The organism is Streptomyces sp. NBC_01445 (genome assembly GCF_035918235.1).
Taxonomy (GTDB): domain Bacteria; phylum Actinomycetota; class Actinomycetes; order Streptomycetales; family Streptomycetaceae; genus Streptomyces.
This window is the reverse complement of sequence record NZ_CP109486.1, coordinates 958,627-982,422: the sequence shown is the minus strand read 5'-3', so window position 1 is coordinate 982,422 and position 23,796 is coordinate 958,627. Positions and strand designations below refer to the sequence as shown.

General features: G+C 75.5%; 4 protein-coding genes. All 4 read left to right on the top strand.

The genetic code is table 11. From position 1 onward, the window contains the following. The first annotated feature begins 218 nt into the window (after window positions 1–218). Genes OG574_RS52335 through OG574_RS52320 form a run of 4 tightly spaced genes read left to right on the top strand, consistent with a single transcriptional unit; the run spans window position 219 to window position 23,790 of the window. Window positions 219–15,059, top strand: coding sequence for a non-ribosomal peptide synthetase (locus tag OG574_RS52335; protein WP_326779401.1), 14,841 nt, complete (start codon window positions 219–221; stop codon window positions 15,057–15,059). Then, window positions 15,056–22,204 (top strand): beta-ketoacyl synthase N-terminal-like domain-containing protein, encoded by a 7,149-nt coding sequence (locus tag OG574_RS52330; protein ID WP_326779400.1) that lies wholly within the window; start codon window positions 15,056–15,058, stop codon window positions 22,202–22,204. The genes OG574_RS52335 and OG574_RS52330 overlap by 4 nt, the downstream gene beginning before the upstream one ends. A gap of 54 nt (window positions 22,205–22,258) precedes the next feature. Further along, window positions 22,259–22,510 (top strand): phosphopantetheine-binding protein, encoded by a 252-nt coding sequence (locus OG574_RS52325; RefSeq protein WP_100598887.1) that lies wholly within the window; start codon window positions 22,259–22,261, stop codon window positions 22,508–22,510. Then, window positions 22,507–23,790: a beta-ketoacyl synthase N-terminal-like domain-containing protein gene (locus OG574_RS52320; protein ID WP_326779399.1), complete on the top strand. Its 1,284-nt coding sequence runs from the start codon at window positions 22,507–22,509 to the stop codon at window positions 23,788–23,790. The genes OG574_RS52325 and OG574_RS52320 overlap by 4 nt, the downstream gene beginning before the upstream one ends. Window positions 23,791–23,796: the final 6 nt, after the last annotated feature.

The window sequence follows — 23,796 nt, the reverse complement described above, 5'->3', positions numbered from 1 at the left end:
CAGTCTTACGCCAGCTCCACAGACCTGACATCCCGCCAGCCCGGCGGTAGACCCGGCCAGCTTGGTTATCGCCAGCCGGGCAAGGCCGAGCATACAAGTCGCGGACGGTGCGTGGGACGGGTATCCGCCCACAGGGCGAATACCCGCTCGCTGCCCTGCTCCGCAGGAGTCCGTTTCCGCTCCCCCCTGAAGGTCGGAGTATCCACGGAGGAATCTCGATGACCACGGAGTCGGTGCTGTCCGTTCCGCGCCTCGGCGAGGGGATCGTCGAGGTCCGCATCGTCCGGTTCCTCAAGCAACCGGGCGACGCGGTCGCCAAGGACGAGGTCGTCTACGAGATGGAGCACGACAAGGCGGCCGTCGAGATCGAGTCCCCGGTGGCCGGGATCCTGGACGCCTGGCTGGTCCGGGCGGGGGACACCGTTGCGATCGGCGGCGCCGTCGGCCGGATCGTCCCGGACCGGGAGAAGGCCGGGACCGGACCGCGGACCGCGGCCGCCGAGCGCGCGTCCGGCGCGTCCGTGCAGGGCGCACCCGGCCGGGAGTTCACCCCGACCCGCCGCATTCCGCCCCGCACCCGCGCCCACGCCCGGCGCCTCGGCATCGACGAGGCACTGCTGCCGGACGTTCCCGCGGCGGGCACGAGCCTGATGCCCGCCGATCTGCAACGGTACGTGGCCCGGCAGCGGGAGAGCGGCGCGGACGCCGGCGCGGAGGTCGGTACGGTCGGCCCACCCGGTGCTCGCGGCCCGTCGGCGCCGGTCACCGGCTTCACCGACGTCACCCAGTCGATCCGGCAGCGCGCCCTGAACCGGGCCATGCTCGGCGCCCGCGACCAGGTCGTTCCCGCGGTCGTCTCCGCCCTCGTCGCCGAGGACACGCTGCAGCGGGCCCTGCGGGAACACCGCGGCGCCCGCTTCTCGACCGTCTTCCAGGCCTTTGCCCGGGTCGCGGCCCGCTGCGCGGCGGCGCCCGACGCGGCACGGCTGCGCTCGCGGCGGCTCGACGAGAGCGCGCTGCGCGTGTACGAGCACGTGGACCTCGGGATCGCCGTGGCCACCGACGACGGAGACCTCACCGTCGCGGTGGTGCGCGGCGCCGACGAGGTCACGGCCGAGGACTTCGACGAGCGGTACGCGCAGGCCGTGGAAGAGGCACTCGACGGGCAGTCGCAGGCCGACGGCCGGGTCACGCTGATGCTCTCCCACCTGGGGGACGGGGGACCGACGCTGGCGGTGCCGGTGGTCGTGCCGCCGGCGGTGGCGACCCTGTTCCTCGGCGCGGTCGAGGGCACGGGCCGGGGCGCGGTGCGCAGGATGGTGCTCGCCTTCGACCACACGGTGCTCAACGGGCGGGACGCGTCCGTCTACCTGGACGCTGTGCGGCAATCCCTGGAGATAGAGACCGAGATAGAGACCGAGATAGAGACCGAGACAGAGACCGAGACAGAGACCGAGACCGAGACAGAGACCGAGGCGGCAGGGCGGCGCGCGGCGGGCGCCGAGCCTGCCGTCGCCGCCACGACCGGCCCGGTGGTGGACACCCCGCGGTCGGCTCCCGACGCGCTGGAGCGGCTCGTCGCCTTGGCGTCCGACGTCCTCGGGCATCGGGCGGACCCCGTCCGCCCGCTCGGTGAGCAGGGTCTTGACTCCGCCCGTGCGCTGCGCCTGATCCGCGAGACCCGTGCCGCCTTCGGCGTGCAGCTGCCGGCGACCGCAGTCTGGCGCCACCCGACGCTGACGGAGCTGGCGGCGCTGCTGCCCGGACAACCGGAGGACGAAGGGGCGGCACCCGCCGAAGGGGCCGCGCCCGCCCTCGTACCCGCCGGGGCCACGGACGCACGGCCCGGCGGGTACGACGACGTCGCTGTCATCGGCATGTCCTGCAAGGTGCCGGGGGCGGACGACGCCGAGGCCTTCTGGCAGCTGCTGAGTCAGGGGGAGTGCCGGATCGAGGCGGTGGCGGCCGGACGGCTCGCGGGGGAGGTGCCTGCCGGGTTCCGCGCCGGGCTCCTCGACCGCATCGACCTGTTCGACGCGCCCTTCTTCGAAGTGACACCCCGTCAGGCCGCCTCCATGGATCCTCAGCAGCGCGCCCTGCTCGAACTCAGCTGGCACGCTCTGGAACACGCCGGACTCGCCCCCGACACCCTCGCGGGCACGCCCGTCGGGGTGTACGCCGCCGCCTGCAGCTACGACTACCGCGAGCAACTCGTGGAACGCGCCGCCTCGGCCGACGGGTACGCCACCACCGGCACGTTCCCCGCGTTCCTGGCCAACCGCGTCTCCCACCTGTACGACTTCACCGGGCCCAGCATCACCGTCGACACCGCCTGCTCCGGCGCGCTCACCGCGCTCGCCCTCGCCCAGGCCGCGGTGCGCTCCGGCGAGTGCGAGGTCGCCCTCGCCGGAGCCGCCAACCTCCTCAGCAACGGATTCAACGCCCGCGCCTACCGCAGGGCGGGCATGCTCTCGCCCGAGGGCGGCAGCCGGATCTTCGACGCGGACGCCGACGGGTTCGTCCGGGGCGAGGGCGCGGGCTGGCTCGTACTCAAGTCACTGCGCCGCGCCGTCGCGGACGGCGACCCCGTACTCGCCGTCATCCGCGGCAGCGCCGTCAACCACGGCGGCCGGGCCGCCGCGCTGACCGCGCCCAACCCCCGTGCCCAGAGCGGGCTGATCCGCACGGCGCTCGGCCGGGCCGGACTGCGCGCCGCCGACCTCGGGTTCCTCGAGGCGCACGGCACCGGCACGCCGCTCGGCGATCCGATCGAGCTGGATGCCTTCCGGGAGGTCCTCGACGCGGAGCCGCAGGGCATGCCCGCGCGCGCCGCAGGGCCCGAGGGCCGGATCTGGGTCGGCTCCGCCAAGGCCAACATCGGCCATCTGGAAGGAGCTTCGGGCCTGGTCGGCGTCGTCAAGGCGGTGCAGGTCCTGCGCCACGGGCTGATACCGGGCACGCCCGGCTTCACCCGTCTCAACCCGCACATCGAACTGGACGGGACCCCGGTCCGGGTCGCCGCGCAGCCCGTGCCGTGGCCCGCGGGCACCGGCGGCGCGCCCCGCCGCGCGGCCGTCAGCGCGTTCGGGTTCGGCGGCAGCAACGCCCATGTGGTCCTGGAGGAGGCACCGGACCTGCCCCGCGAACACGCCGCCGGTGACGGGCCGTTCGCCGTGCCGCTGTCGGCCGCGACACCCGGTTCGCTGACCCGGCTGGCCGCCCGCACGGCCGAGCTGGCCGCCTCGCCCGCCTCGCCCGCCCTGGACGAGATCGCCTGGACGCTCCAGTCCGGCCGCCGTCACCTGCCGCACCGCGCCCTTTTCGTCGTCGCCGACCTGGCCGAACTCGCCCGCTTGGCAAGGCAGTTCGCCGACCACGGCACGCAGGAACAGCCTGCTGACCCCTGGCTGCGCGACTGGCTCGGCGGAGCCGACACCACGGTCGGGGACTGGGCCTCGCGCCTGCCCGAGGGACCCCGCCCGCGCCGCGTACCGCTGGTGCCGTACCCCTTCGAACGTCACTCCTACTGGCTGCCGGGCGCCGCGGCCGCCGAGTCCTCTGTGTTCTCTGCGTCCTCTGTGTCCTCTGCGTTCTCCGGGCGCGGGAGCGGTTACGTCATCGAGGACGGCCATCCGCTGGCCGAGCACCGCGTCGGCGGGCGGACCACCTTGCCCGGAGCCGCACTGATCGACGCGCTCGCCGACGGCGGACCCGTCGCGCTCGGGCAACTGCGGTTCCAGCGGCCCGTACCCGTGCCCGAAGGCGGCTCCGTGCGTCTGGTGCGCAGCGCCGAGGAGACGGACGGCACCGTGCGTCTCGCCGTCGAGCGCGAGGGTGTGGTCGTCGCCCGCGCCGTCCCGGCGACCGACCCTCCGGCACCGGTGCCGGCCACGGGCGTCGCGGAACCGGGCAGCCCGGAGCAGGCCGTCGATCTCGGCGCCTTCCTCCAGCGCAACGGGATCGAGGTCGGGCCGGTCTACCGCGTGGTGCACGACGTGCGCCGACGCGACGGGCAGGCCGTCGCCCGGATCGTCGCCCCCGCCGCCACCGACCCGCGCACCCGGCGCGTGGCATGGCTGGACGCGGCGCTGCAGACCTCGTGCGTCCTGATGGACGGCTCCGCTTCCCGCGTCGCGGCGGCCGCCGACCACGTCCAATGGTCCGGCGTGGTCCCGGACACGGCGGAACTGACGGTCCGCCGCACCGCGCAGGGCGCCACGTACACCGTCGTGGACCTGGCCGCGGAGGCCGAGGGCAGGACCGTACTGCGTGTCACGGGCCTGCGGCTGCACGCCATCGGGACGGTCGTCCCCTCGGCGCCCGCCGCGGGCGGCGACGTCGCGCCCGAGAAGGCGCCCGCCGACGCGCCCGCCGTCCGTGTGCTCGTGCCCGAGTGGTGCGCGGAGCCCTCCGTGACCACCCGGCCGGACACCGCGCGGCTCGACGGGCTCGTGCTCGTCCACGATGCGGCCGATCCCCACCGCGCCGAAGGCCTCGGCGCCCGGACCGTGCGGCGCGACTCTCCCGACCTCGCACAGGAGGTGCGGGGGGCCCGCCACGTGGCTCTTCTCGTGGACGGCTCCGGGTGGAGCGAGGACACGGCCGGGATCCGCCGGCTGCGCGAATGGCTCGCGGCCCTGCTGACCGTGGCCCGTACCCTCGAAGCGGCCGGCCGTCCCGCCCGCCTCACCCTCGTCACGACCGGCCTCACCGACCCGGACGGCGGCGCCCCCTCGCCCGGCGCGTCGCTCCAGGGCGCCCTGCTCGGCGCCGTCCGCACGTTGCCCCGGGAGATCGAGGGCGTCAGCGCCGCAGCCGTCGACCTCGACGCCGCCGCCACACCCGCCCAGGTCGCCGCGGCCCTGAACGAACCCTGCGCCCAGGCCGTACCGCTCATCGCCCTGCGCGGCACGCGGCGCCTGCGTCAGGTCTACACGGACCGCCCCGAGCCCGCCCCCGCCGCCACCGGCGACGCGTTCACCGACGGCGGGACCTACGTCCTGTTCGGCGGATCAGGAGGCATCGGCGCCGAGGTGGCCCGCCACCTCGCACGGCGTTACGGCGCCCGGCTGCTGCTCGTCGGGCGCTCGGCCGCCGACGACCGCACCCGCGCCCTGCTCGACGACCTCGCGGCCCTCGGCGGGACCGCCCGGTACCTGAGCACCGACGTCACCGAACCGGCCGCCGTGGAGCGCACCCTGGCCGCATGCCGGGCCGCGTTCGGTGAACCGGACGGCATCGTGCACAGCGTCGGCTCGATCAGCCCGGCCCGCCTCGCCGAACTCACCCCGGCCGACCTCGACCAGGTCCTCGCGACCAAGGTGACCGTGGTCCTGGCGCTGCGCCGCGCCCTGCGCACCCGCCCGGACGGCCGGCCCGCCGCGCTCGTCCTGTTCTCCTCCGCCGCCGGACTCTTCGGCAGCGTCGGCGGCCTCAACTACGCCGCCGCCAACGCGTTCCTCGACCACTACGCCACCGCCGTCGACGGGGACGCGCACCTCGCCGTGCGCACCTTCGACTGGGGGCTGTGGCACGGCACCGGGCTCGCCCGCCGGTACACCGCGCACGTCAAGCGTGAATATCCCGGGATCATCGCATTCGTACCGGAAAGGGGAGTGGCCGCCTTGGAAGCGGGCATGTCCGGCAACCGACCGCAGTCCCTCGTGCTCGGCGGTGATCCCGAGCCGCTGCGCCCGCTCACCGCGCGCCCGGCACCCGACCACCCGGCCCCGCAGGGGCAGGACGCCGCGCACCGGCTGGATCGCTACGCCCGTGCCGCACTCGCCCACCGGATGACCGAACTCGGCCTGCCTCCCGCGCTCGCCGCCCGGCCCGACGTCGACACGGAGGCGGCGGCCGGACTGCTCGCAGCCGTACCCGGGCACCGCAGGCTGATCGCCGCGATCCTCGAACTCCTGGCGCAGTACGCCGAGTCCGGACTGTCCGTGCCCGCGGGGGCCGAACTGGTCCGCACCCGCGACACGCTGCTGGCCGACCACCCCGACCTCGCCGGGCACCTGACGCTGCTCGACCGGACCCTGGAGTCGTACGGTCCCGTCCTGCGCGGCGAACTGCCCGTCACCGCCGTCCTTTTCCCCGGCGGCGACCTGAGCGGCGTCACCGCCGTCTACAGCGGCAACCAGCTCTTCGACCCGGTCAACTCCGCCGCTGCCGCGGCCCTCGGCGACGCCGCCGCCGCGCTTGCCGCGCCGCGTGTCCTGGAGATCGGCGCGGGCGTCGGCGGCACCACCGCGTCGGCGCTGGCCGCGCTCGACGCCCGCGGTGTGCGCGTCGCCGACTACGCGTACACCGACGTCTCCCCGGCCTTCCTCCAGCACGGGCGCCGCCGCTTCGGCGACCGCGTGCGACCGCGCCTGCTCGACATCGAGAAGAGTCCCGAGGCCCAGGGCTTCGCACCCGGCGCCGTCGACCTCGTCGTGGCGAGCAACGTGATCCACGCGACCCGCGACCTGTCCCGCACCCTCGCCCACATCGAGCAACTTCTCGCCCCCGGCGGCCGGTTGCTGCTGGTCGAGATGGTCGTCCCGGCCGCGGTCTACACCCTCACCTTCGGTCTGACGGACGGCTGGTGGGGCTATGTCGACACGGACCGGCGCCTGCCCCACGGCCCCCTCCTCGACGTGCCCCGCTGGCGATCCCTGCTGGAGGAGCACGGCTGGAGCCTCGCCGAGGTGGACCATCTGCGCGACGCGCCGGGATGCGTGGCCCTGCTGACCTGCCGGCCGCCCGCCGCCACTGCTCCTGCCGGCGATGACCCGGCAGCGGCCGGTGCCACGGTCCCGGAGATCGCCGAGGGGCTGCGCGCCATCGTGCGCGACCTGCTCGGCGGCTCCGACGCCGATGTGCCCGGCTATCTGCCCTGGCAGGAGCTGGGCGTGGACTCGCTGCTCAACATGGAGCTCGTCGAGGCGGTGTCCCGCAGGTACGGACCGGTCGCCGCGACCGCGCTGTTCGAGCACCGGACCGTCGACCAGCTGGCCCAGATGCTGGCCGAACGTGGGGCGGCGCCGCCGCCCGCCGCCGCATCGACCGCACCGGCCGCCCCCGTCGCCCAGCCGTCGCCCGCCGTCGAGGAGGACGCCTCCTTCCTGGAGCGCGTCCTGCGGCTCGTCGGCGAACTCACCGTCCGGGACCCCGCACTGCTCGATGCGGACACCGACTTCCCCTCCCTCGGCGTGGACTCGCTCCTCAACGAGGAGTTCTGCGAGCGGCTGCGCAGCATGTTCCCCGAGCGCAGCGTCGCGGCGACCCTGCTCTTCGAGCACCCGACCCCGAGGGCGCTCGCGCGCCATCTCGCACCGGCCCGTCCCGCCGCGCCCGCACCCACCACGTCCCCCCGGCCCGCACCCCTGCGGAGCGAGCCGGCCGTACGCCCCGTCGCGCAGCCGCGGGCCGCCGAGGCGGCGCCCGTCCCCGCGCGCCGCGGCCGCGACACCGGCGCACCCGCCGTCGCCGTCGTCGGGATCGCCGGGCGCTATCCCGGCGCCCAGGACATCGCCGCCTTCTGGGAGTTGCTGAACGCCGGGCACACCCCCGTACGCGAGGTGCCCGCCGAGCGCTGGGACTGGCGCACCGCGCGCACCACGGGCGGCGGCTACGCCCGCTGGGGCTGCTTCGTCGACGGGATCGACGCGTTCGACCCCGCGATGTTCCGCATCACCCCGCGCGACGCGGCCCTGATGGACCCGCAGGAGCGGCTGTTCCTGGAGATCGCCAAGGAAGCCTTCGAGAACGCCGGTTACTCCCGGCGCACCCTCGCGGGCACCCAGGGCGGCCCGCGCGTCGGGGTGTTCGCCGGTGTCACCGCCAACAGCCATCTGCTCGCCCAGCGCGACGCCCGTGCCGCGGGCGCCGACAACCCCGAGTACGCCGTCACGGCCGCCGCGTCCGTCGCCAACCGGGTGTCGCACGTCTTCGACCTCAGCGGCCCGAGCCTCACGGTCGACACGATGTGCTCGTCGTCGCTGACCGCCCTGCACCTGGCCTGCCGGGCCCTGGAGAACGACGACGCCGACCTGGCACTCGCCGGAGGCGTCAACCTCTACCTGCACCCCGACCGGTTCACCGGCCTGTGCGCGCTCGGCATGCCCTCGCGCGGCGAGCACACCCGGGCCTTCGGCGCGGGCGGCGACGGCTTCGTGCCCGGTGAGGGCGCGGGCGCCGTCGTCCTCAAGCGCCTGGACCGGGCCGAGGCGGACGGCGACACGATCCACGCGGTGATCCGCGGCACCGGCCTCAACCACGGTGGCGGCAGCGGCGGTTACACCGTTCCCAACCCGCGCGCCCAGGCCGCCCTCATCGGCGCCACGCTGCGCCACGCCGGGGTCTCCCCGGCCGCCGTCGGCTATCTCGAGGCGCACGGCACCGGCACCGAACTCGGCGACCCCATCGAACTGCGCGCCCTGGCCCTGGCCTTCGAGGAGGCGGGCGCCGACGGCCCGCTGCGCGTCGGCTCGGTCAAGTCCAACATCGGCCATGCCGAGGCCGCCGCCGGTATCGCCGGACTCACCAAGGCCATCCTCCAGCTGCGGCGCGCGCGCTTCGTGCCGACCCTGCACGCCGAGCGGCCCAACCCGAAGCTCGGCCTCGACGGCACCGCGCTGCGCATCCAGACCGCCGCCGAGCCCTGGGACGGCACGGGAGTCCCGCGCTGCGCGGCCGTCAGCTCCTTCGGCGCGGGCGGCGCCAACGCCCATGTCGTCCTGGAGGAGTACGACGCGGGACCGGCGACGCCACAGCCCTTCGGCCCCGTACTGATACCGGTCGCGGCGCCGGACGCCGACCGACTGGCCGGCACGGCCCGCGCGCTCGCCGGCGCCGTCGAAGGACTCGCCCTCGCCGACATCGCCCACACCCTGCACACGGGCCGGGACCACGGGCCGCACCGGGCCGCCGTGACCGCCCACGACCAGGCCGAACTGCGCGCCGCGCTGCACGCGCTGGCCGAGGGGACCTCCCACCCGGCCCTCGTGACGGACCCGGCGCCGCCCGAGGCCGACGCGGCCGCCCGCGCCTGGGTCACCGACGGCACGTACACAGGCCCGGCCGCCGGACGGCGCGTGCCGCTGCCGGGCACGCCGCTCGCCCGGGTGCGCTGCGCCCTGCCCGAGACCTCCTCGTCCCCGATGCCGCTGGCCGACACGGTGACCCTGCCCGCCTCCCGGACCGTGACCGCGCGCCTGGGCGGCGCGTCGCGCTGGGTCGCCGACCACGTAGTGGACGGTGAGCTTGTGCTGCCCGGGGCGTTCCACCCCGAGCTGGTGCACGAGGCACTGCTCGGCGCGGGCGGGAACCCGTACCGCACCGTGCTGCGCGACCTGGTCTGGCCGCAGCCGGCCACCGGACTGCCGATGACGGTCACCACCGTCCTCGAGGAGCCCGACGCACGGGGCGCACGGCGCTTTTCCACGTCCGTCGCGGACGCCGTCGTCGCCCAGGGCTGGGCCGAGCCCGCGCCCGGACCCGAGGCGGCGGGCCCGGTGCGGCCGGTCCTGGTCTACCGGACCGCGGACCTCGACACCCACCTGGGCGACGGCGACCAGGAGGACTTCTACCGGTCCTTCGCGGCGCACGGCTTCGCGTACGGGCCGCTGTACCGCACCGTGCGGCGCGCCGCCGTCCACGGCGACGAGGTCACCGCCGAGCTGCGGCTCGCCGAAGGCGAGGACCCGGACGGGCGCCACGTGCTGCACCCGGCGCTGTTCGACGGGGCCTGCCAGAGTGCCGCGTATCTGCTCCTCACCGAGGAGACCGGGACCCGGCGCACCCTGCGGCCGCTGGCCGTGGACAGGCTGACGGTCCATCAGCCCGCCACCGGCCGCGCCTATGTGCACGCCCGGCGGGTACGCCGCGACGACGCGGCCGGGATCCATGTCTTCGACCTGAACATCATCGATACGGACAGCGGCGACGTGCTCGTCGACGTGGCGGGCTTCCGCATCCGCGTCGACGCCGGGCCGCAGCCGACCACGCCGCGGCCGGCGACCACGGACACGAGCGACGGCGCGGCGGACGGCGTACCGGTGGCCGGATACCGCCTCGACTGGCGGCCGGCCCCGATCGGCGACGACGCACACGCCGGCCCGCAGGGGCCGCTGTGGGTCATCGGGGACGCGGTGCCCCGGTGGGGCGCACAGGCCGCCGCCACCCTGACGTCGGGGGAGGCCGGCGACGAGCAGGTCCTCGCGGCCACGGCCGAACGCACCGGGACACCGGGCGTGGTCCTCGTCGACCTCACCCGGGGCCCGGCCGCGGACGGACTCGGCCGCGCCCCGCTGACCCAGGACGGCGTTACTTCGCAGTGGTCGAGGTTCGCGAGCGGTGCACTGGCCACCGTGTTCGGACTGCTGCGGGCGTTCGTCCGCAGCCGGGCCCTGGACGGGGCCCGGATCCTGCTGGTGACCCGGGCCGAGGAGAACGGCGACGTCGCGCCGCTGGTGCACGGGCTGCACAGCCTGGCGCGGACCGTCGCCGGCGAGACCGGCCGCTTCGCGCTGCGTCTGGCCACCCTCGACGTCCACGGTGGCGACCACCCCGACGACGCTGAAGCCGAGGCCCTGGTGGCCGAGGCGATGCGCGCCGCCGACGGCGTCGACTGGGTGCGGCTGGGCCCGCGGGGGCGCCGGGTGTCGGTGCTCACTCCCCTCGCAGCCACAGACACGGCTGCCACGGACACGGCGGGCACCGTGCTCGACCCCCGGGGGACCTACCTGGTCACCGGCGGGCTCGGCGGGCTCGGCCGGCATGTCGCCGCCGATGTCCTGGCGCGCGCGCCGGGGGCACGGCTGGTGCTGGTGGGGCGTTCGGAACCGGACGAGGCGGCGCTGGAGGACCTGCGCCGGACCGGTTCGGTCACCTACCGGCGCTGCGACGTCTCCGATGCGGGCGATGTCGCCGAGCTGGTGCGGTGGCTGGAGCGGGAGGGCGTACGGCTTCGCGGTGTCGTCCACACCGCGGGGGTGCTGCGCGACGGATTCCTGCGCGGCAAGACACCCGAGGCGGTGCAGGAGGTGTGCCGCGCGAAGGTCCTCGGCGCGCTCCGCCTAGACGCGGCGCTCGCCGGACATCCGCTGGACTTCTTCGTCCTGGCCTCGTCCCTCGCGGCACTGGTGGGCAACCAGGGCCAGTCGGACTACGCCTTCGCCAACGGGTTTCTCGACGGCTTCGCCGCCTGCCGCACGGCGTCGGGGCGGCCGGGCCGCACCCTGTCCGTCGGCTGGCCGGTCCTCGCGGACGCGGGCATGGCTCCGGAGCCGGACACACTGACCTACCTGGCCGGTACGTACGGCCTGCGCCCGGTCGCCACCCGCACCGCCCTGCGCTCCGTGTGGCCGCTGCTCGACCCGGCGAAGGACGCCCCGACGCCGTACGCGGCACTGGTGGCGGGCGACTTCGACGTGTGGGACCGGGCCCTTGAGGTCCGCCACGACGCGCCTGACGTCCCCGCCCGAACCGTCGAGGCGCCTGCCGCGCGGGAGCCGGTGTCTTCAGGGGCGCCCGTCACCGTGCCGCCCGCGGACGGGCTCGCGCGGGCCGCGCTGCGCTGGATCACCGGGCGGGTCGCGCACACCGTGGGCAGGAGCGCCGACGAACTCGACCCCGGGACACCCCTTTCCGACTACGGAGTCGACTCCATCGCCCTGATGCGCCTGTGCCGGATCCTGGAGGACGACCTCGGCCGGGTGCCACTGTCCCTGCTCCTGGACAGCACCGGCCTACAAGATCTGACGGAGCGTCTGCTCGACGCGCGCGGGGCCCAGTTGAAGGCCGCCGTCGAGGCGGCCGGGTTCGCTCCGGCCGCCGGGACCGGTGCCGCCGCCGAACCCGCCTCCGCCGAACCCGCCCCCGCCCCTGCCGTTCCCGACACGTTTCCGGCGGCTCTGCCCGATCGCCTCCTCGGCATGTGGGCCGCGGACCAGTCGGCCGCGCCGCACGCCCCGTACAACATCTCGCTGTCCTGGCGGCTGCCCGCGGGCGCGGACCGCGAGGCCGTGCGTGGCGCCGTCGCCGAACTGGTGCGGCGCCATCCCGTGCTGGGGTGCTCGGTGCGCACCCACAACGGGAACCCCGCCTTCGTGCCCGCCCGGGACACGCCCGCGCTCGTCACCCGGATCGTCGACGAGGACTCCCTGGAGCGTGCCGTCACCGAGGAGGCCGACCGCCGGCTGCGGACCTCGTCCGAACCCCTGCTGCGGGCCGTTCTCTGGGAGGTCGCCGGGGACCGCCCCGTCCTGCAGCTGACCACCCATCACATCGTCGTGGACGGCCGCTCGGCAGACCTGCTGCGCCGTGACGTCGCCGCCCTGTACACGGCGCTCACCCGCGGCGGACCGGCCGACCTCCCCGAGGCCGGCTCGTTCGCCGGGGCACTGCGCCGCGAACGCGACACCGCCACGGCCGCCGAGTGGGCCGACGCCGAACAGCACTGGAGTACGCGGCTCGCCGACGGCACGCCCGCGGGCGTGCTCTTCCCCGGGGGCGGAGAGGGGGCCGGCGCGGCCGGTGCCCACCGCGAGTACGGTCTGCCCGGCAGCCTGTCCGACGCGCTCGGCGACATCGCACGCGCCGCCGGAGTGCCCCGGTTCACCGCGCTGCTCGGCGCGTTCGCCGTGGCCCTCGCGCGGGCCACAGGGCACCGCTCGATGCTGATGGCCGTACCCACGTACGGGCGCGGCTCCGACGACGACGAGGCCACCGTCGGCTGCTTCGTCAACACCGTGCCGCTGCGCGTCGACCTCGACCCCGGACTCCCGCTCGCCACCTGGCTTCAGGACCTCGGCCAGGCCGTGCGCGAAGCCCTGGGGCACGCCGCGCTGCCCTACCCGCGGTTCGCCGCGCTGTGCCGCGCCGCGCACGGCGACGACGGCGTGCCGACCGTCACCCTCGCCTACCAGAACTGGGAGCGCGGCACCGAGGCGGCCGACGACGGATGGGAGCCGGTGCACCGGCGCGGCCAGCGCGGCCACTTCGACCTCGGCCTCGAGGTCACCGACACCCCCGAGGGCGTCGAGGTCCTCGCCAACCACCGCACCGCCGTCCTCGACGGCGCCGCCGTGGACCGCTTCGTCGACGACCTGCGCCGCACCACCGTCGAACTGGCGCGCAACACCCGCTCAGCCGTCGGTGACCTGCTCGACCCGGCCGCCGGCACCCTCGTGGCGCGCTTCGCCGCCAGCGCCCGGCGCTGCCCGGACGCGACCGCCGTCGAGGACCACCACGAGACCCTCACCTACGCCGAACTCGACGCACTCTCCGACGCCGTCGCGCGCCGGGTCGACGCCACCGCCGCGCCGGGCGAGCCCGTCGCCGTGCTCATGCACCGCTCCGCGCGGCTGCCCGCCGTACTCCTCGGCATCCTCAAGAGCGGCCGCCCGTACGTACCGCTGGACGACTCCTACCCGAGCGAGCGCCTCGCGATGGTCGTCGAGGGCGCCGGCTGCGAGGTCGCCCTCGCCGACCGGGACCTGACCTGGCTGCTGCCGCAGCGACTGCGGATCGTCGACCCGCGGGACATCCGGGCCGACACCGCCGCGGCCTCGGGCACGCCGGGCACTTCCGCCGCGCCCACCGACCTCGCGTACCTGATGTTCACCTCCGGCAGTACGGGCAAGCCGAAGGGCGTCGGCGTCACGCACGGCAACGTCGTCCACACCCTGGACGCCATCGCGGCGAGGGTCGGCATCGACGAGCGGGCGCCCGGCAGGCTCCTCGCCGTCACCACCGTCTGCTTCGACATCTCGGTCCTGGAGCTGTTCCTGCCGCTCCTCGTCGGCGGCACCGTCGTCGTCGCCGAACGCTCGGACGTCGTCGACGCCCGGCGCATGGCCCGTCTGCTCGACACCCGCAGGATCACCGCCATGCAGGCCACCCCGGCCGGCTGGCAACTGCTCGTCGACGGCGGCTGGAGCGGGGCGCCCGGACTGACCGCGCTGTGCGGCGGCGAGGCCCTGCCGGGCAACCTCGCCACCGCCCTCGTCGAACGCACCGGCAGCCTCTGGAACGTCTACGGCCCCACCGAGGCGACCATCTGGTCCACCATCGCGCGCGTCACGCACACGGGGCCGGTGCACCTGGGCGAGCCGATCGGCGCGACGGAGCTGGTCCTCACCGAGGTCGACGGCCACCGTCCCCCCGCACCGGGGGAGCCGGGCGAACTGTGGATCGGCGGGGCGGGTGTCGCCCACGGCTACTGGCAGCGCCCCGACCTGACCGCCGAGCGCTTCACCGGTCACCCGGTCCGCGCGGTCGGCGGCGGACGCTGGTTCCGCACCGGCGACCTGGTGCGCCGCGACGAGGAAGGGCGGCTGCTCTTCCTCGGCAGGGCCGACAGCCAGGTCAAGATCCGCGGCCACCGGGTCGAACTGGGCGAGATCGAGGCTGTGCTGGGCGCGCACCCCGCGCTCGCCCGCGCCGTCCTCGCCGTACACGGCGAAGGCCCCTCGGCCAGGCTCCTCGTGATCGCCGTGCCCCGGACCGGCGACAGTCTGCCGAGCCTCGGCGAACTGCGCGACTTCGCCTCGTCGACGCTGCCGCCGTGGATGCTCCCCGACCGCCTTGTGGCGGCGGAGGGACTGCCCCTGACGCCCAACGGCAAGGTCGACCGCAAGGAAGCCGTACGGCTGGCCGCGCAGGGCGCCCTGCCCCAGCCGGGGGCCCGGACGGACCCGCAGGCGCACGGGCACACCGAACGCCCCGGCGCAGCGGCCGCGAGCACGGCGGACCTGCGGCGCGAAGTCCTCGCCCTGTGGGGCGAGTTGCTGGAGATCGACGACGTCCCGAGCGACCGGAGGTTCTTCGACATCGGCGGGAACTCCCTGCTCCTCGGGCGGCTCTTCGCACGGCTCGACGACGCCTACCCGGACACCGGCATCGAGCTCGCCGACCTGTTCGCCCGGCCCACCGTCGACGACATCGCGGGCCTCCTCGCCGAACGCCTCGCCCCCTCCCCGACGGGCCCCGTCGCGGCCACGGCCACCGCACCCGTCCGACCCTCCCGCCGTGAGCTGCGGCGCGCGTTCCGACTCGGAGACGATCGATGACCCACGACGACCCCGGAATCGACCCCAACGCCATCGCTGTCGTCGGCATGGCCTGCCGATTCGGGCCCGCGACCTCCGCCGACCGGCTCTGGGAGCTGCTCGAGGAGGGAAAGACCGGTATCCGCCGCTACACCGAGGCCGAACTCATCGGCCTCGGGCACGACCGGGCCACCGTGGCCCGCGAGGAGTTCGTCCCCGCCGGAGTCGTCCTGGAGGACGCGGACGCCTTCGACGCCGAGTTCTTCGGATACAGCGCCCAGCACGCCGAGTGGCTCGACCCGCAGCAGCGCCTGCTCCTGGAGGTCGCCTGGCACGGCCTGGAGGACGCGGGCTTCGCCCCCGACCGCACCGGGCTGCGCACCGCCGCCTACGTCTCCGTCGGCCAGCCGACGCAGCCGCCCGTCGCCATCACCGACCTCGACGCGGCCGGCATGATCCGTTTCTCCTCCTCCGACAAGGACTTCGCGGCCACCCGCGTGTCCTACAAGCTCGGCCTCACCGGCCCCAGCCTCACCGTGCAGACCGCCTGCTCCAGTGGACTCGTCGGGGTGCACCTGGCCGCCGAGAGCCTGCTCGGCCAGGAGTGCGACCTGGCCGTCGTGGCGGCGGCGTCCCTGCACTTCCCGCAGGCCGGCTACCTGGCCGCGCCCGGCATGATCCTCTCGCCGACCGGTGAGTGCCGCCCCTTCGACGACACCGCCGACGGCACCGTCTTCGGCAACGGCGGAGGCGCCCTGGTGCTGCGCCGCCTCGCCGACGCGGTGCGCGACGGCGACCCGGTCCGCGCCGTGCTGCGCGGCAGCGCCGTCAACAACGACGGCAGCCGCAAGATGGACTACCACGCGCCGTCCCCCGAAGGGCAGGAGGCCGTGATCCGCGAGGCCCTGGCCGTCGCGGGCACCGACCCGCACTCGGTCGGCTACCTGGAGACCCACGGCACCGGCACCCCGCTCGGCGATCCCGTCGAATTCGCCGCCCTGGAACGGGTCTACGGAGGAGAGCGTCCGCATCCCGCCGCCGTCGGCTCCGTCAAGGCGGTGCTCGGACACCTCAACACCGCCGCCGGCATCGCGGGCGTCGCCAAGGCCGTACTGGCGCTGGAGAACGGCACCGTGCCGCTCCAGGCCCCCTTCTCCGAGCCCAACCGCGCGCTGCGCGGCGCCGGCGGCCTGCGCGTCGCCGAACGGGGCGTCGTGGAGGGCGGCTGGCCCGTCCCACAAGGACCGCGGCGCGCCGCCGTCAGCTCCTTCGGTATCGGCGGCACCAACGCCCACGTCGTCCTCGAACAGGCCCCGCCCCTGGCGGAGTCGGCGGCCGACGCCGGGGGCGCCGTGCGCTGGACCGTGCTGTCCGCCCACACCGAGACCGCGCTGCGCGAGCTCGCCGGTGACCTCGCCGGCGCCGTGGCCGGACGGTCCCTCGCCGATGTGGCGCACACCCTGCACACGGGCCGCAGCCGGCGCCGGATCCGCGCCGTGCTCGGCGCTGCCACCATCACCGAACTGTCGTACGCACTGAGGGAGTTGGCGGCAGGCGGGCCTCTGGTCACCGACGCCGCGCCCGACGGCTACCGGGCCTGGGCGGCCGGTGAGGGCGACCTGCCGGAACAGGACGCGGCAGGGGCGCGACGCGTGCGGCTTCCCGGCTATCCCTTCGCCCGTACCGTCTGGCCCCGGCCCGGCGCCGCCCCGGCCCGCACCGTGCGCCCCGAGGACCCGGTCGCCGCCGACCACGTCGTGGCCGGCCGGCCGGTGCTGCCCGCCGCCGCCCAGCTCGACCTGGCCCTGACCGCCGCCCGGCGCACCGCACCCGCCACGGCCGGCCTCGCCGACGTCGCCTTCCACCGGCCGGTGGAGGTCACCGGCCCCGTCACGCTGCGCGCGGTCGTCGACGGCGACGCCGTACGCATCCTGTCCGACACCGCGCACGCCGAGGCACGCCTGCTCGCCGGCCCACCGGCCGCCCCGGAGCGCCTCGACCCGGCCGCACTGCGCGCCGCGTACCCCGACTCGGCCGAACCGGCCGATCTGTACCGGTACTTCGCCGACCACGGTGTCGTCTACGGCCCCGCCTTCCAGGTGCTGCGCGAACTGCGGCACGGCAGCGAGGGCGCGCTGGCGCGCGTCGTGGCGGACGGCCCGTCCGGCGGCGACACCCTGTGCCCGTACGTCCTCGACGGCGCCCTGCAGACGGTCATCGGGTGCGTGCTGCGCGAGGACCTGGGCGGCGAGACGTTCATCCCGTTCGCCGTCGACACACTCACCCTGCACGCTCCGCTGCCGCGCGAGGCATGGGTACGGGTCCGCCCGGTCCGGCTCGCCGGCGGCGGGCGCCGGGTGCGCAAGTACGACGTGACGGTCACCGGTGCCGACGGCACAGCGGTGCTCACGCTGGCCGGTCTGGCACTCCGCCCGGTCCCGCGCGACGCCGCGCAGTCGACCCCCGCCGTCCCCGTACTCCCGTCCGGTGTACACCTCTTCGCCCCGGCGACCGTCCCCTTCGACGGCGGCCCCGGCGGTGAACCCGCCCCCCTCGTCGTCATCGGCGACGCCCCCCTGGCCGGTGCGGCCGTGCGCCTTGCCGACCCCGAGGACCCCGAGCGCGCCGCCGCCCTCGGCGACGAACTGGTCGCGCGGCTCGGCGAGGACTCCCGGCCGCCCGTCGTGGTGTGGCCGCTCGCCGGGCCCGGCACCCGATCCGCGTCCGACGCCCTGCGCGTGCTCGCCCTGCTGAGGGCCCTGCTGCGCCCCCTGTCCCGGCGCGGCGCCCGGATCGTCGTGCCCTTCCCCACCGGCGCACTCGACGACGACGCCGCCGTCACCGGCCACGGCATCGCCGCACTGGGCCGTTCGCTCGCCGGGGAGAACCCGCGCTTCGAACTGACCGCAGTGGCCCTCGACGCGGAGGCCGGCCCCGACGCCCTCGAGTCCGCCGTGCGCGCCGCCGTCGCCCAGGCGCCCGCGGCGCGATGGCTCGGCGTGGCCCGCGACAGCACACTCACCACCTCCGTCCTGCGCCACTGCGACGCTCCCGCCGCAGGCCGCGCCCCGTTCCGCACGGGCGGGCGCTACTGGATCAACGGCATGGGCGGCCTCGCCGCGCACCTGGCCCGCCACCTGATCGACACCCGCGCGGCGCACGTCGTCCTCACCGGCCGCTCCGCCGCCGAGGGCGAGCGCGGCGCCGAGATCGCCCGGCTCGCCGAACGCGCCGCACGCAGCGGTGGATCGGTGACCTATCACCGCCTGGACAGCGCCGACCCGGCCGCGGTGCGCGCCCTCGCGCACCGGCTGAACGCCGAGGGCCCCGTCCACGGTGTCCTGCACTGCGCGGGCGTGCTGCGCGACGCGTACGTGCTGCGCAAGGACATCGACGACGCCGCCGCGGTGCTGGCGGCCAAGCTGACCGCGGCCACCGCGCTCGACGCGGCCACCGCCGACTGGGAACTCGACTTCTTCGTCGTCTATTCGTCGGTCTCCGGGGCCCTCGGCAGCCCCGGCCAGGCCGACTACGCGTTCGCCAACGCGGCCGTGGACGAGTTCGTCACCCGCCGGGCCCGCCTCGTCAAGTCCGCCTCCCGCACGGGCCGTTCGCTCTCCGTGAGCTGGCCGTACTGGGCCGACGGCGGGATGCGGACCGGCCCCGACGCCGAGCAGGTGCTCGACGGGCTCGGGATGCGCCCGATGCCGTCCGCGACCGGGATCACCGTCCTGGAGGCGCTGCTCGGCGCCCCCGAACGCGACGGCGAGGAGAGCGCACCCGTCGTGCTGTACGGGGATCTGGACCGGCTGCGCGAGTCGTTCCCGCTGCTCACCCAGGATCCGGTTCCCGCACCTGGCCCGACGCCGACGCCGACGCCGACGCCGACCCCGCCCCCGAGCACGCCGGCGGAGCAGGCCGCCCCCCGGTCCGTGCCCGCCGCCGGCCTGCTCGAGGAGCGGCTGCGCGCCGTCGTCGCCGAGGCCACCCGCACCCCCGTCGACCAGGTGTGGCCCGACCGGCCCTTCGACGACCTCGGCATCGACTCGCTGCTCGCCATCCGCGTCGTCGAACTCCTGGAGTCCGACTTCGGACGGCTCTCCAAGACGCTCCTCTTCGAGTGCCGCACGGTCGCCGAACTCGCCGAGCACCTCGTCGAGGAGTTCCCCGAGCGGTGCGCCGGTCTCATCGGCCCCACCGAGCCGGCCGACATCCCGGTCACCGAGGAGCCGCCCGCCTCCTCGACCGCGCTCCTCGACGTGAGCCTGCGCGGCGCGACCGGCGACAAGGACGCACGGCCCGGCGCCCCCGATCCGCACGCCGGCATCGATCCCCGCGCGGTCGCCATCATCGGTGTCGCCGGACGCTTCCCCGAGGCCGACGGCCTCGACGAGCTGTGGGCCAACCTCCTCGCGGGGCGCGACAGCATCACCGAGGTGCCGCGCGAACGCTGGGACGCCGAGGCCCTGTACGACACGGACAAGACCCGCGTGGACCGGACCTACACCAAGTGGGGCGGCTTCGTGCGGGGCGTGGAGAACTTCGACGCGCCGCTGTTCAGCATCTCTCCGCGCGAGGCGGGCACCGTCGACCCGCAGGCCCGGCTCTTCCTCGAGTCCTGCTGGGCCGCCCTCGACGACGCCGGGTACACCCCGGACACGCTCGTCACCGCCGACGACCCGGTGCACCGCAAGGACGTCGGCGTGTTCGTGGGCGCCATGTACGGCGAGTACCAGTTGCACGAGGCGGAGGAGCGGCTGCGCGGCAACCACGTGCTCGCCAACAGCGCCTACTGGTCCATCGCCAACCGTGTCTCGTACTACTTCGACTTCCAGGGGCCGTCCACCGCCGTCGACACCGCCTGCTCCTCCGCGCTCACCGCGATCCACCTCGCGGTCGAGTCGCTGCGCGCCGGCAGCTCGAAGGTGGCCATCGCGGGCGGCGTCAACGTACTGATCCACCCCAACAAGTACTTCATGCTCGGCCAGGGCCGGTTCGCCGCGAGCGACGGGCGCTGCCGCAGCTTCGGCGCGGGCGGCGACGGCTACGTACCGGGCGAGGGCGTCGGGGCGTTCGTCCTCAAGCCGCTGGCCGACGCGGTGCGCGACGGCGACCACATCCACGGCGTGATCCGGGGAACGTCCGCGAACCACGGCGGCCGGACCAACGGCTACACCGTGCCCAACCCGCGCGCCCAGGCCGACCTCGTCACCAAGGCGCTGCGCGACGCGGGCCTGACCGCCGACGGCCTGGACTACGTCGAGGCGCACGGCACCGGCACCTCGCTCGGCGACCCCATCGAGATCCGCGGCCTGGCCTCGGCGTTCGCACGGGACGGCATGAAGGGCGCGGGCGACCTGCCCATCGGCTCCGTGAAGTCGAACGTCGGACACCTCGAATCGGCAGCCGGCGCGGTCGCCCTCGCCAAGGTGCTCCTCCAGATGCGGCACCGCACCCTCGTGCCCTCGCTGCACGCGACCCCCGCGAACCCCGAGATCGACTTCGACGGCGTGCCGTTCACGGTCCAGCAGGGCGTCGCGCCCTGGACCACCCGTGACGGCTCCGACCGGCCGCTGCGCGCGGGCATCAGCTCGTTCGGTGCCGGCGGCGGCAACGCCCACATCGTCGTCGAGGGTCCGCCGCCGCGGGCACCCCGCGCCCCCGAACAGCCCGGACCCGTCGTGGTGTTCCTGTCCGCCCGCACCGACGAGGCGCTGGCGGCGTACGCCGCCGCGCTGCGCGACGACCTGACCGCGGCGGGGGAGCGGGGCACGCAGATACCGCTCGCCGACGTCGCGTACACCTTCGCGGCAGGCCGCGCCGACCTGGAACGCAGGGCTGCCGTGGCGGCCGGGTCGATGCCGGAACTGCTGTCCGGCCTGGCGGCGGTCGCGGCGGGCCGCCCCCGGCCGTGGCGACGCACCGAGGTCACCGCCGACGACCCCGTACGGGTGTGGCTCGACGGCGGCCGGATCGACCGGGTCGTGGTGTCGGCCGCGGGAGCGCAGGCACGGCGTGCGCCCCTGCCGCACTACCCCTTCGAACGCGTCCGCTGCTGGTACGACCTGCAGATCGAGCGGCTGCACCGGCAGGGCCAGGGCACGGCCGGGGCCGAACCGGCGCTGGACCGCGGGCACTTGCGTGACTTCGGCCGTGAGGACCGGGCCGCGCCCGCTTCCCGCCCGAAGCCGTCAGCGGCCCCCGCGCCCGCGCCCGAGCCCACGCCCGCTGTCCCGTCCCTGCCGCGGCCGGTGCCCGCGAAGAACACGACCACTCCGACTCCACAGGAGACGTCCTCCATGACTCGTGACCGCAAGATCTCCCTCCGGCCGCTGGACACGGCTCCGGCTCCCGCACCCGTTCCGGCTCCCGCTCCCGTACGTGCGCCCGCCCCCGCCGCCGCGGCCCACGCTCCGGTCGCTCCACCGCACGACGGTGCGCATCAGGACCGGGTCGCCGAGGAGGTCGGTGAGGTCCTCGCCGGGGTGCTCTACATGGACCCGGCCGACCTCGACCCGGAGCAGACGTTCCAGACGCTCGGCGTCGACTCGATCCTCAGCGTGGAGTTCGTGGCGCTGGTCAACGCCCGGTTCGGCACCGACATCAAGGCCACCGAGCTGTACGACCACCCCACGCCGAGCGCCTTCGCCCGCCAGGTCGCCGCCAAGGCCGCCGGGGACAAGCCGGTCAGGCCCGCCGCCCAGCAGGCCGTCCCCGCCCCGCCCGCCCGGCCGCAGCCGGCGCAGGCCCCCGCCCCGAAGGCGGCCCCCGCCGCCGACGACCGCGGCGCCGCCGTCCTGGAGACCCTGCGCGAGCAGCTCGCCGAGACCCTGTACTGCGACGTCTGGGACATCGACGTCCACGCCACCTTCAACACCCTGGGCCTCGACTCGATCCTCGGCGTCGAGTTCGTCGCGTTCCTCAACAACGCGTACGGCCTCGACGAGAAGGCCGGGGTGCTCTACGACCACCCGAGCCTGACGGCCCTCGCCGCGCACATCGCCGCCCGCGGCGCCGCACCCGCCCCGGCGACGAACGCCCCGGCCACGACCGGCGCCGCCGCCGGGCAGATCAGCGCCGCCGACCTGGACGCCCTGCTCGGCGCCGTACGCGACAACCGGCTCACCGTCGAGCAGGCCCTCGCCCTCCTGCCCCAGCACTCCTGAGCACCCCGCACTCCCGAGCACCCCGCACTCCCGAGCATCCGAAAGGACCTCCCCATGACCGACGAAGCGATCTTCGCCGTCATCCGCGCCCAGATCGTCGACGTCCTGCCCGAGGTCGCCGACATCGAGATCACCCTCGACCACAGCATGCGCGACCTCGGCGCCAACTCCATCGACCGCATGGACGTCGTGATCGCCGCCCAGGACGAACTGGGCATCAAGGTGCCCAACGCGGAGCTGACCAAGGCCAACGATCTGCGGTCCCTGGTCGCGGTGTTCCGCGAGCACGCGAGCGCGCACGCGTGAGTCACATATCCGGCGCCGTGGCCGTCACGGCCGCCTCGGTGCTCACCCCGCTCGCCGACGACCTCGACGGCTTCACCGCCGCGCTGCTCGCCGGCCGCAGCGCGGTGACCCTGCCGGCGGCGGACGACGACGGCGAGAGCCTGCCCGTCGCCGCGCTCGACGGGTTCGCCCTCGCCGACTGGGCCGGGCGGCACCTGGCGCACGATCCCGCGACGGCGGCACGGCTGCGCAAGGTCGCGGGCCGCGCCGCGCTGCCCGCGCGCACCGCCGCGTGCGTCGCGCTGCGCGCTGTCCGCGACAGCGGGCTGACCCGGGACCAGCTCGCCGACGGCACCGCCCTGATCGTCGCCGGAAGCAACCTCGCCCTGGCCCACCAGGCCGGGACCGTCCTCGGCCATGCCCGCAGCCCCGGTCGGCTGCGCGCCTCGTACGCGCTCACCCACCTCGACGTGGACGTGGTCGGCACGGTCAGCGAGCTGACCGGGATCCACGGCGAGGGCTGGACGCTGGGCGGCGCCTCCGCCAGCGGCACGCTCGCGCTCGTGCAGGCCGTCCGCACCATCGCCGCCGGCTGGGCCGAGCGCGTGCTCGTCGTCGCCCCGGCCGCCGAACTGTCGCCCGTGGAGGCCGAGTCCTTCCGCCGTACCGGCGCCATGGCCCACGAGCGCTTCAGGGACGAACCCGCCCGGATGTGCCGCCCGTTCGACCGCGACCGCCAGGGATTCGTCCGCGGTGAGGCGGCGGCGGCCGTCATCCTGGAGCCGGTCGGCGCGGCCCGGGAGCGCGGCGCCGACGTGCTCGCCGAGATCACCGGGCACGGGCAGCGCCTCGACGCGCGGCGCGGCACCGAACCCGACGCCGAGGGGCAGGCCGCCGCCATGCGCGCGGCCCTCGCGACGGCCGGCATCACGCCCGACGAGATCGACTACGTCAACGCCCACGGCACCGGCTCCGTGCTCGGCGACGAGACCGAGGCGGCCTCGCTGCACAAGGTGTTCGGCGACCGCACGACGTACCGCGTGAACTCCACCAAGCCGCTCACCGGCCACTGCCTCACCGCCGCGGGGCTCGTCGAGGCCGTGGCGGCGATCGCACAGCTGCGGGCCGGGGCCGTCCACCCCAACCCGAACCTCGAACACCCCGCCGCGGGCCTGCCACTGGCCGGCCGCACGGCCGAGCGACGGCCGCTGCGCACCGCCCTCAGCAACAGCTTCGCCTTCGGCGGCATCAATGCCTCCGTCGTGATCCGCAGATCCGCGTCCAGCCCCGAGCAGCCCTGAAGCAGC

Excerpts from the sequence above, each read along its gene's own strand:
- OG574_RS52335 (WP_326779401.1), top strand. The coding sequence starts at position 219 with ATGACCACGGAGTCGGTGCTGTCCGTTCCGCGCCTCGGCGAGGGGATC.
- OG574_RS52330 (WP_326779400.1), top strand. The coding sequence starts at position 15,056 with ATGACCCACGACGACCCCGGAATCGACCCCAACGCCATCGCTGTCGTC.
- OG574_RS52325 (WP_100598887.1), top strand. The coding sequence starts at position 22,259 with ATGACCGACGAAGCGATCTTCGCCGTCATCCGCGCCCAGATCGTCGAC.